Here is a 16,303-nt window from a genome sequence, read left to right on the forward strand (position 1 = left end):
CGTTTGTTGTTACGGCAGGTCTGTTACATCTATTGTTAGGTGAATGTAAAGTCTGTCATGATTTGTTTTTTACTTAGCCCTGACAATTTGCTATAATGGAAAAGTAAACAAAGGAGGAGTGCCTTATGAAATTCAGCATTCGAGGTCAACAAATTGAAGTGACCGACGCTTTGAGAGACTATGTTGATAAGAAGCTCAGCAGACTTGAGAAGTATTTCGAAGCACCCCCTACCTCTGAAGGATATGTGACGCTTGGCGTCGTTCGCGGCCTTCATACGGTGGAAGTGACAATTCCTCTAGCTGGTGTGACGCTTCGTGCGGAAGACCGCAGCGATGATATGTATGCATCCATCGATGCCGTAGTGGACAAGCTGGAACGTCAGATCCGCAAGCACAAGACTAAGCTTAATCGCAAGTTCCGTCAGGAAGGCAGCCTGAAGACCTTGTTCGTTGAAGGTTCGGGCAGCGCCGTTGCTGTTGAAGAGCAGGAACAGGATTATGATGATCTTGAGGTTGTGCGGAACAAACGGTTCACCTTGAAGCCTATGGATGTGGAAGAAGCGATTCTGCAAATGAACATGATTGGACATACGTTCTTCGTGTTCTCCAACATTGACACTTCCGAAGTGAGCGTAGTTTACAAACGCGATGACGGCAAGTACGGTCTGATCGAGCAGAACTAACCTCTGGACCGGGAATTGTTGGAATAAGCAAGGGCTTCGGTTCAGCCTAACGTGGACAATTAGACGAGTCCCTATTCGCCTGAAGCGAATAGGGCTCTTGTGCGTATATATAGAAGTTTCATTAAAATGCCATCTTCTGTCCTCTTGTAAGGGGATTATACAGAATAAGGTTAGGGCGGCTTGTATTGCGGCTTCTCTTACAAACTGTTACAATTTATGAAGCAGCGGAATCGAAATCATATATGGCCCTTTCAATCTATGAGGATGGGCTCGGTTCCACCATCTGTGTTGCATGAAAGGGGTTAACCATGCTAGGACTTGTTAAGAAAATATTTGGCGACACTAATGAACGGGATGTCAAACGTCTCATGAAGACGGTCGAAGTAATTAATGGGCTGGAGCCGGATTTCGTATCGCTTACGGATGAAGAGCTGCAGGCGAAGACAGCGGAATTCCGCGCCCGTATTGAGAAAGGTGAGACCCTGGAAGAGATTCTTCCTGAGGCCTTTGCTACCGTACGCGAAGCTTCCAAACGGACGCTGGGCATGCGGCATTTTGACGTTCAGCTGGTTGGGGGTATGGCGCTGCATGAAGGCCGGATCTCCGAGATGAAGACCGGGGAAGGCAAGACACTGGTTGGAACGCTGCCGGTGTATTTGAATGCGCTGCTGGGTAAAGGCGTGCATGTCGTCACCGTAAATGATTATCTGGCTCAGCGCGACAGTGCGCAAATGGGACAAATCTATAACTTTCTGGGCATGAGCGTTGGGGTGAACCTGAACGGCATGGACCATAATGATAAGCAAGCGGCATATGCCTGCGATATTACGTACGGCACGAATAATGAATTCGGGTTCGACTATCTGCGCGACAACATGGTGCTCTATAAGGAACAGATGGTACAGCGCCCGCTCTACTTCTGTATTATTGACGAAGTCGATTCCATCCTTATTGATGAAGCGCGGACCCCTCTGATCATCTCTGGCCAGGCTGAGAAATCGACGGAGCTGTATTATGCAGCAGACCGTTTCGTGAAGAAGCTCACTGCCGAAGAGGATTACACCGTGGATATCAAGGTGAAGTCTGTAGCGCTCACTGAGAAGGGCGTGGCTACGGCTGAGCGTGCTTTTGGGATAGAGAATCTGTATGACCATAGCCATGTTACCTTGAACCATCATATTGTACAGGCCTTGAAGGCGAACGCTATTATGCGCCGGGATGTCGATTATGTGGTGAATGAAGACGAGGTTATGATCGTCGATGAGTTCACCGGCCGTCTGATGCAGGGACGCCGTTACAGCGACGGGCTGCACCAGGCGATTGAAGCGAAGGAAGAGATTGAAGTCCAGAATGAGAGTATGACGCTGGCTACCATCACCTTCCAGAACTACTTCCGGATGTACCGCAAGCTAGGCGGCATGACGGGTACTGCGAAGACGGAAGAAGAGGAATTCAAGAAGATCTATGGTCTTGAGGTTCTTCAGGTTCCTACGAATAAGCCCAATCAGCGTATTGATATGCCGGATGTGGTCTACAAAAGTGAAAACGGCAAGTTCAACGCTGTTGTCGCTGAAATTGTGGAACGCCACAAGAAGAATCAGCCGGTGCTGGTAGGTACGGTATCGATTGAGAACTCTGAACGCGTATCTGAAATGCTGAAGCGTAAGGGTGTAAGACACCAGGTGCTGAATGCGAAGCATCATGCTGCTGAAGCCGAAATTATCTCTTATGCCGGTCAGCCGGGAACCGTAACGATTGCCACGAACATGGCTGGACGCGGTACGGATATCGTACTGGGCGAAGGGGTAACCGATGTTGGCGGCCTGCATATTATTGGTACAGAACGCCATGAATCACGCCGGATTGATAACCAGCTTCGCGGCCGTGCCGGACGCCAGGGCGACCCGGGTTCGACACAGTTCTATCTGTCCCTAGGTGATGAGCTGATGAAGCGCTTCGGTGCGGACAATGTGCTGAACATGATGGACCGTCTTGGATTCGAGGAAGATCAGCCGATTGAGAGCCGTATGATTACCAAGGCTGTTGAATCTGCCCAGAAGCGGGTAGAAGGCAATAACTTCGACATCCGCAAAGTCGTATTGCAATACGATGACGTCATGAACCAGCAGCGTGAGATTATCTACAAGCAGCGCCGCGAAATTCTGGAGTCGGACAATATCAAAGACATCGTAGTGGAAATGATCAAGCCGGTTATCGACCGTATTGTAAATGCCCACTGCAGTGACGATATCCCGGAGAACTGGGAGCTGCAAGAGGTTGCGGATTATGTGAACAGCAAGCTTTTGGAAGAAAATGAGCTGACCCGTGATGATCTGTGGGGCAAAGAAGTAGATGAAATGATCGAATTCATCTTCGCCCGTGTACTTGAGAAGTATTCTGCACGTGAAGAGCGTCTTGGCTCTGAGCTGGTACGTGAATTTGAGAAGGTTATTGTGCTTCGCTCCGTAGACAGCAAATGGATGGATCATATCGACGCCATGGATCAGCTTCGTCAGGGGATTCACCTCCGTGCTTACGGCGGTACCGATCCGCTGCGCGAATACCAATTCGAGGGCTTCGAGATGTTCAACGCTATGACAGCGAACATTCAGGAAGAAGTAGCGACCTACATTATGAAGGCACACATCGAGACGAACCAGGAGCGCCAATCGGTAGTGGAGGAAGACAAGATCTCCACCAACGCAGAGCCTGCTGAGAAGCGTCCGGTGCATGTGGAATCTACAGTTGGCCGTAACGATCCATGCCCATGCGGCAGCGGCAAGAAGTATAAGAACTGCCACGGTCAGGCATAAGATATAGTAGAGCTAATGCTAGTAAGATTTACTGTCTGGTGAAATAATGAGCAGGCGTTAAGCTGCGAGTACCTTTCACCCGATCGTACTTCCTGTTTTGTGCACTTGCACTTGAGTTATAATGACAATAAAAAGCGGCTGGGCCCGGGGGACTCCCCGTTTGCGGCCCGGCTGCTTTTTTGGATGTTTGCAGGAAGAGCGCCGCCGCTTCAAAGGAAGCGGATGGAACTGTTCTTTAGAACTGCAATTGAGGTGGAAGTGACGGAGGGGAAGTTTGGAACTGGAGGAGCGTCAGCGTCCGCCTTTAGGATTGAATTTCTACTGCGATGAGCAGTTTGAATAAGGAAATTCAATCCTAACAGCGGCCGGAAGTCCAAACATTTCCCGCAGTTACGGTGTACACCGACAGGCATTTCTTAAGAGCGATGAAGCAGCGATCAGAAGCTGCGTCGCCTATCCGCCAAACATCTAAACCGGCAGCCCGGCGAAATATTCAATTATGAAAGGTGATGTGATCCAATTGATCGATCCTAATGTGAAGCAGGACCTGCGTGAAATGGGCAAGAAATTAACCAACCTTAGGGGGTCACTTTGACTTAGACCTGAAGCTGGAGATGATAGCGAACTTCGAAGAGAAGATGGCGGCTCCCGGGTTCTGGGATGATCCCGATCAGGCACAGAGCGTGATTGGCGAGATGAATGCCGTGAAGTCGGTGGTTGATCAATTTGAGAAGCTCCAGCAGGATTATGACGATGCTGCCATGATGGCGGAGCTGGCCGATGACGAAGGCGACGACGCACTGGCTGAAGAGATAGCTGGAACGATCCGCAGTATAAGTGCCCGAGTGGATGAGTTCGAGCTGCAGCTGCTGCTCAATCAGCCTTACGATAAGCTGAATGCCATTCTGGAGCTCCATCCGGGGGCAGGCGGTACCGAGTCTCAGGACTGGGGCCAAATGCTGCTGCGCATGTACACACGCTGGGCGGAGAAGCGGGGCTTCAAGGTAGATGTGCTGGATTATCTTCCGGGCGATGAAGCGGGAATCAAGAGTGTAACTTTGTTAATTAAGGGCCACAATGTATATGGGTACCTTAAGGCAGAGAAGGGCGTTCACCGGCTGGTGCGCATTTCGCCTTTTGACTCCTCAGGCAGACGGCATACCTCCTTCGTATCCTGCGATGTGGTACCGGAGATTGCTGACGACGTCGAGGTGGATATCCGTACGGAAGACCTGAAGATTGATACGTACCGGGCCAGCGGAGCGGGCGGTCAGCACATCAATACTACCGACTCAGCGGTGCGGATTACGCATATGCCAACCGGCGTGGTGGTCACCTGTCAGAATGAGCGTTCACAGATCAAGAACCGGGAGCAGGCAATGAAGATGCTGCGTTCCAAGCTCTATGAGCGCAAAATTCAGGAGCAGCAGGCACATCTGGACGAGATCCGCGGGGAACAATCCGAGATTGCCTGGGGCAGCCAGATTCGTTCCTACGTATTCCATCCTTACAGCATGGTGAAGGATCACCGCACCTCTGTAGAGACAGGCAACGTTGGAGCGGTAATGGACGGCGATCTGGACGGGTTCATTGACGGGTATCTGCGGAGCCAGATCAAGACGGAAGCTGAATAAAAGTAATCAAATTCCTACGCGTCTTCGGAGGTGTAGGAATTTTTGTCTGAACATAAAGGAGTCCGGCCAACCATGCAAAAAATCAATTCACGCAACAAACCTCCGCTCATTCCCTTGAACGGACCGCTGCGTCATACGGTGGACATTGCGCTTATTCTGATTGGCTCGCTGATCACCGGGCTGGCGTTCAACCTGTTCTTCCTCCCGAACCGGATTGCATCCGGCGGGGTGTCGGGGCTGTCGGTGCTGGCTGAGGCCTGGTTTGGGGCAGAGCCTGCTTTTACCCAGTGGGCGCTTAATATTCCGCTCTTCATTCTCGGTGTGATCTTTCTCGGCAAACAGTACGGTATCCGCTCTCTCTTAGGCAGCTTTGTGCTGCCGCTGTTTATCTTCCTGACGAAGGACGGGCCCGTGCCGACCACGAATCCGCTCCTGGCCTCTATCTATGGAGGAATTGGTGTGGGCCTAGGCTTGGGACTTGTCTTCCGGGGGCGCGGCTCTACGGGGGGACTGACCATTGCGGCACAGATTATTCAAAAGCTAACCGGCTTCAGCTTCTCGCTGTCTGTCGTGCTGCTGGATGGTACGGTGATTACCTTGGCGGCTTTTGTGCTGGGGATGGAGCAGGCGATGTATGCACTGATCGGGCTGTTCGTTACCGGCCGGGTGATCAACGCGCTGGAGGTGGGCTTCAGCACCACGAAGGTGGCGTATATCATCTCGGATCACACAGAGGACATCTCGCAGGCGATTCTGAATGATCTGGACCGCGGGCTGACCAAGCTGAATGCGCAAGGCGGCTATACCGGGGATAACCGTACGGTGCTGATGGTTGTAGTAGGCCAGAATGAAATTACCAGGCTCAAGGCGATCGTCCGCTCGGTGGACCCGGCTGCATTTGTGATTATTACCGAGGCTCATGAGGTGCTGGGCGAAGGTTTCAAAAGAGAAGCGTAGACTCCCTTAAGGGAGCTCTGCGCTTCTTTTGATATACTGTAGCGAATAGGATAACCCTGCGTTTCTTCTTGTGCGCCAGCTGAATAAAGTTAACGCAACGTGTTGTATTTATATTAATTCGGTCGTATAATAATACATATTTGCAGGACGGTTATGCATGAGCGATAATGATAGAAATGAGAAACGGGAAGCGGGGATGACAGTGACAGACAAGCTGAGAGCGGCGATTGTCGGATCAACGGGTTATGGGGGCGTGGAGCTGATCAGGCTGCTGCAGGGCCACCCTGATATAGAGATTACTTCAGTGATTTCCTCTTCGAGTGCGGGTGCGCCGATTGAGGAGGGTTTTCCGCATCTCACGGGAGTGGTGCAGCGTAAGCTGGATGGTGTAGATGCAGCAGAGATTGCAAGCAGAGCGGATGTTGTATTCACTGCTACCCCTTCCGGAGTGAGTGCGAAGCTGGTACCCGGGCTGCTTGAGGCAGGACTTAAGGTTGTCGATCTGTCCGGGGACTTCCGGCTGAAGGATGGCGCGGAGTATGAGCAGTGGTATAAGCACCCGGCTCCTCCGGCAGCGTATCTGGAGCAGGCGGTATACGGGTTATGCGAGGTGTACGGCGAACGTGCGGCCGGAGTGGACTTTATCTCGAATCCGGGATGTTACCCGACAGCTACGCTGCTGGGGCTGGTTCCGGCGCTGGAGGCAGGCTGGATCAAGCCGGACAGCATCATTATTGATGCGAAATCCGGGGTGTCCGGGGCAGGGCGGGGAACGAGCCTGATGGTGCATTTTGCCGAGATGAATGAGAACTTCAAAGCCTACAAAATCAACAAGCATCAGCATATCCCGGAAATTGAACAGGTGCTTACCGATATTGCCGGGGAGAAAGTTACAGTAACCTTCACTACCCATCTTGTGCCGATGACCCGGGGGATTATGACTACGATGTATGCCGGACTGAATGGTGAACATAGTGAACAGGAACTCGTAGATTTATATCGTAAATATTATGCAGGCAGACCGTATGTGCGGGTGCGTGAGCCCGGCGTGGTTCCGGCGACGAAGGAAGTCAGCGGATCGAATTACTGCGATATCGGCTTCGCCACAGACGCGCGTACCGGACGGGTTACCATTGTGTCGGTCATCGATAATATCGTGAAGGGCGCCGCAGGGCAAGCGATTCAGAACCTCAATTTGATGATGGGATGGGAGGAAACCCGCGGGCTTGGTTACACACCAGTGTATCCATAAGCGCAAGCGGTCAAACAATATCATGAGTGAGCAACCACTATATACCGTCGTAGAAGGCGGAAGTATTACTGCACCTAAGGGCTTCACCTCCGGTGGCCTGCACTGCGGTCTCAAAAAAACTGAGCGTAATGACCTCGGCGCAATTCTCTGTGAGGTGCCTGCTACGGCGGCTGCGGTGTATACGACCAATGTGTTTCAGGCGGCTCCGCTGAAGGTTACGCGGGAGAGTCTGGCGGACGGAACGCTGCAGGCGGTGATCGTGAACAGCGGCAATGCCAATGCCTGTACAGGGGACCAGGGCGAGGCGGATGCATATGAGATGCGTGCGGCGGCTGCCCGTTATTTGGGCGTGAATGAGCTGGATGTTGCTGTCGCTTCCACGGGAGTAATCGGGGAACTGCTGAAGATGGACTGTGTGCGCAGCGGGATTGCCGGACTGCCGGAGAAGCTGGACGCGGGCGCTGCCGGTGCGGAGGAATTCAGCCAGGCCATTCTAACCACCGATCTGGTCAAAAAAGAAAGCTGCGTAAAAGTAACGGTAGGCGGTACTGAGGTTACGATTGCCGGGGCTGCGAAGGGTTCCGGGATGATTCACCCGAATATGGCGACGATGCTGGGCTTCGTGACCACCGATGTGCTCATTGACGGCGAGGATCTGCTTAGTCTGCTGCGAAGCGCGACGAACACTACTTTTAATATGATTACAGTTGATGGTGACACCAGTACGAACGATATGCTGGTCACTATGGCCAGCGGTCTTGCCGGCAATGAGAAGCTGACGCGGCTGCATGCGGACTGGGAGGCTTTTGCAGCGGCGTTCACCCATGTGTGCCAGAGTCTGGCAATGGCGATTGCCCGTGACGGCGAAGGGGCCACGAAGCTGATTGAGGTGCAGGTGAACGGGGCGGTGCATGATGAGGCTGCGGCGGCAATTGCCAAGACCGTGGTCGGCTCAAGCCTGGTGAAGTCGGCGATCTTCGGCGCGGATGCCAACTGGGGGCGGATTATCGCGGCCGTAGGGCGCGCGGGCGTTCCGGTATCGCCGGAGCGGGTAGATATTAAGCTGGGTGAGATCGAGGTGCTGCGCGGATCACGTCCGGTGGCTTTTGATGAGGAGCAGGCACTGCATTATCTGCAAAAAAGCGATACCGTGCTGATCACGGTAACCTTGTCAGACGGCAGCGGGCAGGCTACAGCCTGGGGCTGTGACCTGACTTATGATTATGTGCGGATTAATGCGGCTTACCGCACGTAGTGCAGATAGGCTCACCGGATTACAACAGCGGCCGAAAGCCGACTAAGCTTTTACGTACAGGGGGCAGGGAGATGACAGTAGAACCGATAGAGCCTCAGGCGCAGGCGGAGGCCGCCGGGCTGTTCGTAATGAAATGCGGGGGGAGTACGCTGGCGGCGCTGCCGGATTCATTCTTCGAGGATCTGCGCGAGCTTCAGGCCGGCGGAAATCAGCCTGTAATCGTGCATGGCGGCGGCCCGGCGATCTCCGGCAATCTGGAGAAGCTCGGCATTGAGAGCCGCTTCGTGAACGGCCTGCGGGTAACGACGGAAGAGGTGCTGGATGTGGTCGAGATGACCCTGTCCGGCAGCATCAACAAGGCGATTGTCCGCCGAATTCAGGCCAGCGGGGGGCAGGCACTCGGGTTGTCCGGCGTTGACGGCAACCTGATCATAGCGCACCCGGTGGCCAATCACGATGAAGTGGGTCTGGTGGGCAAAGTGACCGGTGTTCGAGCGGAGATTGTGACGGGTATCCTCGCGATGGGCTATATTCCGGTGATCGCACCTGTCGGTGTAGACGGCGAAGGACAGCGGTATAACATCAATGCGGATACCGCTGCCGGAGCGGTGGCTTCTTATATAGGGTCACCGAGTATGATCGTGGTTACGGATGTGCCGGGCATTATGCGGACGGTGGACGGGGAGAAGGTGGTGCTTCCGTCCGTAATGGTGGCACAGATCGAAGCACTGATTGAGAATGGCGAAATCTACGGCGGAATGATTCCCAAGGTGCGTGCCGCGATGGACTGCATCCAGGGCCAGGTGTCCGAGGTTATTATTGTAGACGGCAAAGAGCCGCGTGTCCTCAGCCGGGTGCTGAAGGGCGAAGCGCTGGGCACGCGGATTGTTCGATAAGGAGATAGCAGATTGAGTGGAAAGACGTTCTGACAGGGATTCGTAGTTCTGTAGCAAAGTGACAAGTAAATTAGACGCGCTGGCGGGGAGCCGGCAGCAGCATGGTGGGAGAGTGACTAAGAATGAGTGAGCTTACGCAAACGGACAAGAATTCTTTGACAGGGGCGCCGCAGGAGCGTTCAGCAGGAACGAATGGACAGGGGGCCGCTCCTGCCAAGCTGAGTGCGGTATTCCCGTCATACGCCAGATATGATATCAGTCTGGTCAAAGGCAAAGGCAGCTGGGTATGGGATGAGCAGGGTAACAAGTATCTGGACTTCATGTGCGGCCTCGCGGTAACGAGCCTGGGCCATGCGCCGGAGAAGGTCGGTGCGAAGCTCAAGGAGCAGATTGATACGCTGTGGCATGTCTCGAACCTGTTCCACATTCCGGGCCAGGACCGGGTAGCTGCGCTGCTGACAGAGAATAGCTGTGCGGATCAGGTTTTCTTCTGCAACAGCGGAGCGGAAGCGAATGAAGCGGCCATCAAGCTGGCGCGCCGGTATCACCAGAAGGTGAAGGGGACGGACCGCTATGAAGTGATTACCTTCGAGCAATCGTTCCATGGCCGTACGCTGGCTACTCTGACAGCCACCGGACAGGCGAAGGTCAAGGAAGGCTTCCTGCCGCTTCCGGCAGGCTTCAAGACGGTGCCGCTGCATGATCTGGAGGTGCTGAAGGGTGCTATTAACGAGCACACGGCAGCGATTATGCTGGAGATGGTGCTTGCCGAGGGCGGTGTGCTTGAGGTACAGCAGGAGTTCATGGATGCTGTTGTAGCGCTGTGCAAGGAGCACGGACTGCTGCTGATCGTGGACGAAGTGCAGACCGGGATGGGCCGTACGGGCAAGCTGTTCGCTCATCAGCATTACGGCATTGAGCCGGACATCTTCACCTTGGCCAAAGGGGTAGCCAGCGGCTTCCCGGCCGGTGTGATGCTCGGCAAAGGCTATCTGCGCGAGGCCTTCAGCCCGGGCAGCCACGCCAGTACCTTCGGCGGTACCCCGCTGGCGGCAGCGGTGATGGAAGCGACCATTGAGACCATGCTCGAAGATAAGCTGCCCGAGCGGGCTGCGGAGATGGGCGAATACTTAAGCGGACAGCTTAGAGCGAAGCTGGCGGACACTTCCTTCGTGAAGGAGATTCGCGGCAAAGGCCTGCTGATCGGCATTGAATGCCAGGAGCCGGTAGCCGAGATCGTTCTCGCCGGACAGAAGCGCGGACTGCTGTTCGTTCAGGCTGGCCCGGATGTTATCCGTCTGTTGCCTAATCTATATGTAAGCACCGATGAGATTGATCAGGCGGTGGACATCCTATCGGAACTAATTCATACTTATGCTAATCAAGGAAACGGGGAGGCAAATTCATGAGTCACGGTACACCAGGCGTAACAGAGACGATTGCCGCACAGCTCAAAGGCCGTGATTTGCTGGAGCTGAATGATTACAGCCCGGAGGAGATCACCTATTTGATTGACCTTGCGATTGAGCTGAAGCGCAAGCAGAAGAACGGTGAGGTCTACCAGCCGCTGCTGGGGAAGACGATCGGTCTTATTTTTGAGAAATCCTCTACCCGCACACGGGTGTCGTTCGAAGTGGGGATGTATCAGCTGGGCGGTCATGCCCTGTTCCTGAGCAAAAATGATATCCAGCTCGGCCGTGGCGAGACGGTTGGTGATACGGCCCAGGTCATGTCGCGTTATCTGGACGGTATCATGATCCGTACGTTCGGCCATGATAAAGTGGAAGATTTGGCCCGCTACGCTTCGGTGCCTGTCATCAACGGCCTTAGCGATCTGGCCCATCCCTGCCAGGTGCTGGCAGACTACCAGACTGTATACGAGCACAAGGGCAAGCTGAAGGGACTGAAGCTGGCGTATATCGGCGACGGTAACAATATGGCGCATTCCCTGCTGATCGGCGGCGCCAAGCTGGGCGTACATGTCTCTATCGCCGGACCTGAGGGCTACGAGCCGGACGAGGCTGTGGTGGCCGAGGCGCGCGAGATTGCCAAGGAGACAGGTTCAGTTATCACCGTGACCCGAAGCCCGCAGGAGGCGGTACAGGACGCTGATGTGATCTATACGGATGTCTGGGCGAGCATGGGCTTCGAGGCCGAGCAGCTGGCACGTGAAGCGGCGTTCAAGGACTACCAGGTCAACGAAGAGCTGGTGAAAGGCGCGAAGAGCGATTATCTGTTCCTCCACTGCCTGCCGGCCCACCGGGAGGAAGAGGTCAGCACCGGCGTCATCGACGGCCCGAACTCCGTGATTTTCGATCAGGCGGAGAACCGCCTGCATGCGCAGAAGGCGCTTATGGCGGCTTTGATGGGCTAGATCGGCCACAAGCGCTAATGTATGAAGCGAAGTGTCAATTTTAGCGGACATTTAGAGATAAGTGTATTCTGTACAATTAAAAACCGTGAAAAGTTAGAGTTTCCTCTTCTAACTGTAGTCTGTACAACTAAATCCGCCCTAATAGGCGAGAATTCAGGTATAGAGGCATTTTAATTGTACGAACTACAGCTAAACGCACACTCTGCGTTATATCAGCCAATTTAGTTGTACAAATTGCAATTAAGTCCACCCATGGCACCTTAATCGGGCACAGCCAACCCTGAGCAAGCGATAGGTTTCGATGGGTTATATATACACAACACATATATAAGATCAACGTAGGTACGGAGCGTTGGATTTCCGGTGCATAGCAGCGAAGTGAAAGTTTGGAACTGTAGGAGCGTCAGCGTCCACCTTTGTCTACGGATTTCAACTGCGAACAGCGTTATAAATCAAGAAATCTGTAGACAACAGCGGCCGGAAGTCCAAACATTTCATGCAGCTGCGTCCAAGCACCGGATGTCTATACGCAAAGCTTGAAGTTGATCTTATAATCACCTCCACACCGAAAGGAAGCTAAACACCCCATGCCAAAAGAAAAAATTGTACTCGCCTATTCCGGCGGGCTGGATACCTCAGTCATTCTGAAGTGGCTGAAAGAAACGTATGATGCGGAGATTATTGCTTTTACAGCGGATATTGGTCAGAAGGAAGAGTTGGACGGTCTGGAGGAAAAAGCACTGGCCACCGGCGCCTCCAAGGTCTACATCGATGATCTGCGCGACGAGTTCGCGAATGACTTCATCTATCCGATGTTCCAGGCGGGTGCACTCTATGAGGGACAATATCTGCTGGGCACCAGCATTGCTCGTCCGCTAATCGCCAAGCGCATGGTGGATATCGCTATCGCCGAAGGTGCAACAGCCATTGCCCATGGAGCTACAGGGAAAGGGAATGACCAGGTACGCTTCGAACTGAACGCTGCTGCGTTATCGCCGAGCATTAAGGTAATCGCGCCTTGGCGTCTGGAAGAGTTCCGCAACCAGTTCCCGGGCCGGGCCGAGATGATCGCTTACGCCGAAGCCAACGGTATTCCGGTACAAGCCTCTGCGGCCAAGCCGTATTCGATGGACCGCAATCTGCTGCATATCAGCTATGAGAGCGGCGTGCTGGAAGACCCGTGGTTCGATCCAAGCGCACCGGAGAACAAGGAAATGTTCCTGCTCTCCAATGCCCCAGAGGATGCTCCGGATGAAGCTGAGTATCTGGAGCTGGACTTCGTCAAGGGTGACTGCGTAGCGCTGAACGGCGAAGCGTTATCCCCGCTGCAAGTGATGGAGAAGCTCAATGAGCTGGGCGGCAAGCATGGGATTGGACGCGTGGATATGGTCGAGAACCGTTTTGTCGGCATGAAGAGCCGTGGCGTGTATGAGACTCCGGGCGGAACCATTCTGTTCACCGCTCACCGCAAAATGGAATCGATCACCATGGACCGTGAAGTGATGAACCTGCGTGACAGCCTGATCACCCGTTACAGCACGCTGGTGTATAACGGCTTCTGGTTCGCACCGGAGCGGATTGCGATGCAGGCCCTGGTGAAGGAGAGCCAGAAGAACGTGACCGGTACGGTACGCGTGAAGCTCTACAAGGGCAACATCATCGGCGCCGGAGTCAAGAGTCCGGTCAGCCTGTACAACCCAGATATCGCCACCATGGAGGCAGATCCTACTCAGGCCTACGACCAGGGCGATGCGACCGGCTTTATCCGTCTGAATGCCCTTCGTCTGAAGGTATCGGCAGGCGTAGCAGAATCCAATAAGTAGCAGCATATAAAAGCGGACCCAAGAAGGCCGTTCCTCCCAACTGGACAGGGGCGGCCCTTCTAACGTCTATCGAGGAGGAACAACAGGTGAGCAAGCTGTGGGGCGGACGTTTTACCAAAGGAACGAACAAGCTGGTAGAGGAATATACGGCTTCTATCGAGTTCGATAAAGTGCTGGCGGAAGAGGATGTGCAGGGCAGTCTGGCCCATGTCACGATGCTGGGTAAATGCGGAATTCTGCCGCAAGAGGATGTCGAGACGATCAAGAACGGACTGGCGAAGGTACTGGAGATGGTACGCGCGGGGGAGATTGTATTCTCGGTTGCCGATGAAGATATTCACATGAATATTGAAAAGAACCTGATCGAACAGATCGGCCCGGTCGGCGGCAAGCTGCACACCGGCCGCAGCCGCAACGATCAGGTGGCTACAGATATGCACCTCTACCTGCGTAACCGCGTGGTGGAGCTGGTAGCGCTGCTGCATGAGCTGCAGGGTGCGCTGATCGGGCAGGCCAAGGATAACCTGGAGACCATCGTTCCTGGATATACCCACCTGCAGCGGGCACAGCCGATTCTGTTCGCGCATCATCTGCTGGCCTACGTGTCGATGTTCCGCCGCGATGCGGAGCGCCTGACCGACAGCTACAAGCGGATCAACGTGCTGCCGCTGGGTGCCGGGGCGCTGGCGGGAACGACGTTCCCGATTGACCGCCACTTCGTGGCCGAGCAGCTTGGCTTCGACGGGGTCTATGAGAACAGTCTGGATGCGGTCAGCGACCGCGACTTCATCGTGGAGTTCCTGGCGAATGCATCGCTCGTTATGACTCATCTGTCCCGGCTCAGCGAAGAGCTGGTGCTGTGGAGCAGCACCGAATTCAGCTTCGTGGAGCTGGATGATGCCTTCTGCACCGGCAGCAGCATCATGCCGCAGAAGAAGAACCCGGATGTGCCGGAGCTGGTACGCGGCAAGACAGGCCGTGTCTACGGCAACCTGATCGGACTCCTGACCGTGCTGAAGTCGCTGCCGCTGGCCTATAACAAGGACATGCAGGAAGACAAGGAGGGCATGTTCGATACTGTAGCTACGCTTACAGGGGCCTTGCAGCTGTTCGCACCGATGATCGCCACCATGAAGGTGAACAAGGCGCGGATGCGCGAAGCGGTGAATACGGACTTCTCCAACGCGACCGATATCGCCGACTTCCTGGTAGGCAAAGGCCTGCCGTTCCGTCAGGCACATGAGGTGATCGGCAAGACTGTCCTGTATTGCATCAACGAGGGCAAGTTCCTGCTGGATCTGACGCTGGACGAATTCAAGCAATTCTCGCCGCTGTTCGACGATCAGATCTATGCGGTGCTCCAGCCGGAGGCCGTGGTGAACGCCCGTAATGTCTACGGCGGTACCGCTACGGTTCAGGTGCAGGCTGCCATCGGGCGAGCTGAAGCGGACCTGGCTGCTGCGGGTGAATGGGTGAAGCAGCATGGACATGCTGCGGAGTAAGCCGGGTAGAGCCTGAGGGCGAAACTAGAGGACAAGTGGAAACGGCATTGCCGTCCTTTTAAAGGACGGTACCGTTTCAGCGAGAAATAGAAGGATAAGTTATCGTGTGCAACATATAAATTCTTATATTTTAAACGAAAGACTGTCTCTACTCAGCATCGGTTAGATGCGGTAGGACAGTCTTTTTTTTGAGCGATAGAATTATATACTCCCGTACACTGGATAGAGCTCAAGGAAATGATCCGTATCCGCTTACAATCTGGAATATTCTACTTGCTTAGCGGCAGCCACTTCAGCACATCGCGGATCTTTGCATCCCAGTATCCCCACTCATGCTCGCCCGGCCCTTCCTCGTAGGTCAGAGACAGCTTGGTCTTGGAGCAGGCCTTGCGGAAGACCTGATTGTCCTCATACAGGAAATCCTCGGTTCCACAGCACTGGTAGAGCAGCGGCTTCGGTCCTTTGGAGCGGTTCACTTCCTCAAGCAGCCATAGCAGATCTTCCGGAGTACCAGCAATGTCCTTATCCCCAAAAATTTGCAAATAATCCTTGGTCTTCTGCGATGGATCTTCAAAGTTCAAGAAATTGTGTGCCATATCAAGTGCTCCCGACAGACTTGCCGCGGCGGCCCAGTCTTCCGGCTTGCGCAGTCCCAGCTTCATCGCTCCATAACCGCCCATCGACAATCCCGCCACGAAGTTATCCTCGCGCTTGGCCGACAACGGGAAGAAGGAACGGGCCAGTGCCGGTAACTCCTCACTAATGAATGTCCAGTACTTGCCGCCCGCCTCCATATCCGTGTAGAAGCTGCGGTGGACCTGCGGCATAACCACAGCGATACCCAACTCCGCTACATAACGCTCAATTGAGGTCCGGCGCAGCCAGATCGAATCATCGTCAGACAAGCCGTGCAGCAGATACAGCGTGGGGTGTAAGGTCCCTTTGGAGACATTGCTCATTCCGATCTGCGTAGTGGTCTGCTGCGGCAGAATGACAGTCATCGAAGTACTGAGCCCCAGCACCTCCGAATAAAATTTACATTCAATTAAAGCCATTTGCGTATCCCCTTTCTGCCCACATGATAGCACAGCCCCTACCTGATATAAATTGTAGA

12 protein-coding genes are annotated in these 16,303 nt (G+C 54.1%); 11 read left to right on the top strand and 1 reads right to left on the bottom strand.

Annotated features, from left to right (window positions below; all coding sequences use genetic code 11):
• The first annotated feature begins 125 nt into the window (after window positions 1-125).
• The 11 genes from hpf (at window position 126) to argH (ending at window position 15,189) form a co-directional block, all read left to right on the top strand.
• Window positions 126-683, top strand: coding sequence for a ribosome hibernation-promoting factor, HPF/YfiA family (hpf, locus tag NSS64_RS31560; protein WP_036721235.1), 558 nt, complete (start codon window positions 126-128; stop codon window positions 681-683).
• A gap of 308 nt (window positions 684-991) precedes the next feature.
• Window positions 992-3,496: a preprotein translocase subunit SecA gene (secA, locus tag NSS64_RS31565; protein ID WP_036721232.1), complete on the top strand. Its 2,505-nt coding sequence runs from the start codon at window positions 992-994 to the stop codon at window positions 3,494-3,496.
• A 499-nt stretch (window positions 3,497-3,995) separates the two neighbouring features.
• Window positions 3,996-5,130 (top strand): peptide chain release factor 2 gene (gene prfB, locus NSS64_RS31570; RefSeq protein ID WP_155991162.1). Its coding sequence is split into 2 segments (ribosomal slippage): window positions 3,996-4,088 and window positions 4,090-5,130, totalling 1,134 coding nucleotides; the frame shifts between segments, so codons are not numbered across the junction.
• A 72-nt stretch (window positions 5,131-5,202) separates the two neighbouring features.
• Window positions 5,203-6,087: a YitT family protein gene (locus NSS64_RS31575; protein WP_339251791.1), complete on the top strand. Its 885-nt coding sequence runs from the start codon at window positions 5,203-5,205 to the stop codon at window positions 6,085-6,087.
• 196 nt (window positions 6,088-6,283) lie between these two features.
• Window positions 6,284-7,339: an N-acetyl-gamma-glutamyl-phosphate reductase gene (gene argC, locus NSS64_RS31580; RefSeq protein ID WP_036721301.1), complete on the top strand. Its 1,056-nt coding sequence runs from the start codon at window positions 6,284-6,286 to the stop codon at window positions 7,337-7,339.
• A 22-nt stretch (window positions 7,340-7,361) separates the two neighbouring features.
• The gene (gene argJ / locus NSS64_RS31585; protein ID WP_341142672.1) at window positions 7,362-8,594 is read left to right on the top strand and encodes a bifunctional ornithine acetyltransferase/N-acetylglutamate synthase; all 1,233 of its coding nucleotides are present in this window, start codon (window positions 7,362-7,364) and stop codon (window positions 8,592-8,594) included.
• A 71-nt stretch (window positions 8,595-8,665) separates the two neighbouring features.
• A complete protein-coding gene (gene argB, locus NSS64_RS31590) occupies window positions 8,666-9,490 on the top strand; it encodes an acetylglutamate kinase (RefSeq protein WP_341142673.1) in 825 nt (274 codons plus the stop codon).
• Window positions 9,491-9,612: 122 nt separating this feature from the next.
• The gene (locus tag NSS64_RS31595) at window positions 9,613-10,899 is read left to right on the top strand and encodes an aspartate aminotransferase family protein (RefSeq protein ID WP_341142674.1); all 1,287 of its coding nucleotides are present in this window, start codon (window positions 9,613-9,615) and stop codon (window positions 10,897-10,899) included.
• Window positions 10,896-11,864, top strand: a complete 969-nt coding sequence (gene argF, locus NSS64_RS31600) for an ornithine carbamoyltransferase (protein WP_341142675.1) — start codon at window positions 10,896-10,898, stop codon at window positions 11,862-11,864. The genes NSS64_RS31595 and argF overlap by 4 nt, the downstream gene beginning before the upstream one ends.
• Window positions 11,865-12,451: 587 nt before the next feature.
• Entirely contained in the window at window positions 12,452-13,687 is a 1,236-nt protein-coding gene (locus NSS64_RS31605; RefSeq protein ID WP_340946604.1) for an argininosuccinate synthase, read from the top strand.
• 86 nt (window positions 13,688-13,773) lie between these two features.
• A complete protein-coding gene (argH, locus tag NSS64_RS31610; RefSeq protein ID WP_340994696.1) occupies window positions 13,774-15,189 on the top strand; it encodes an argininosuccinate lyase in 1,416 nt (471 codons plus the stop codon).
• 269 nt (window positions 15,190-15,458) lie between these two features.
• Here the strand turns inward: argH and NSS64_RS31615 are convergent, their stop codons facing one another.
• Window positions 15,459-16,244 (bottom strand): alpha/beta hydrolase, encoded by a 786-nt coding sequence (locus NSS64_RS31615; protein ID WP_341142676.1) that lies wholly within the window; start codon window positions 16,242-16,244, stop codon window positions 15,459-15,461.
• Window positions 16,245-16,303: the final 59 nt, after the last annotated feature.

It is taken from the genome of Paenibacillus sp. FSL H8-0122 (assembly GCF_038005345.1).
Lineage (GTDB): Bacteria > Bacillota > Bacilli > Paenibacillales > Paenibacillaceae > Paenibacillus_AQ.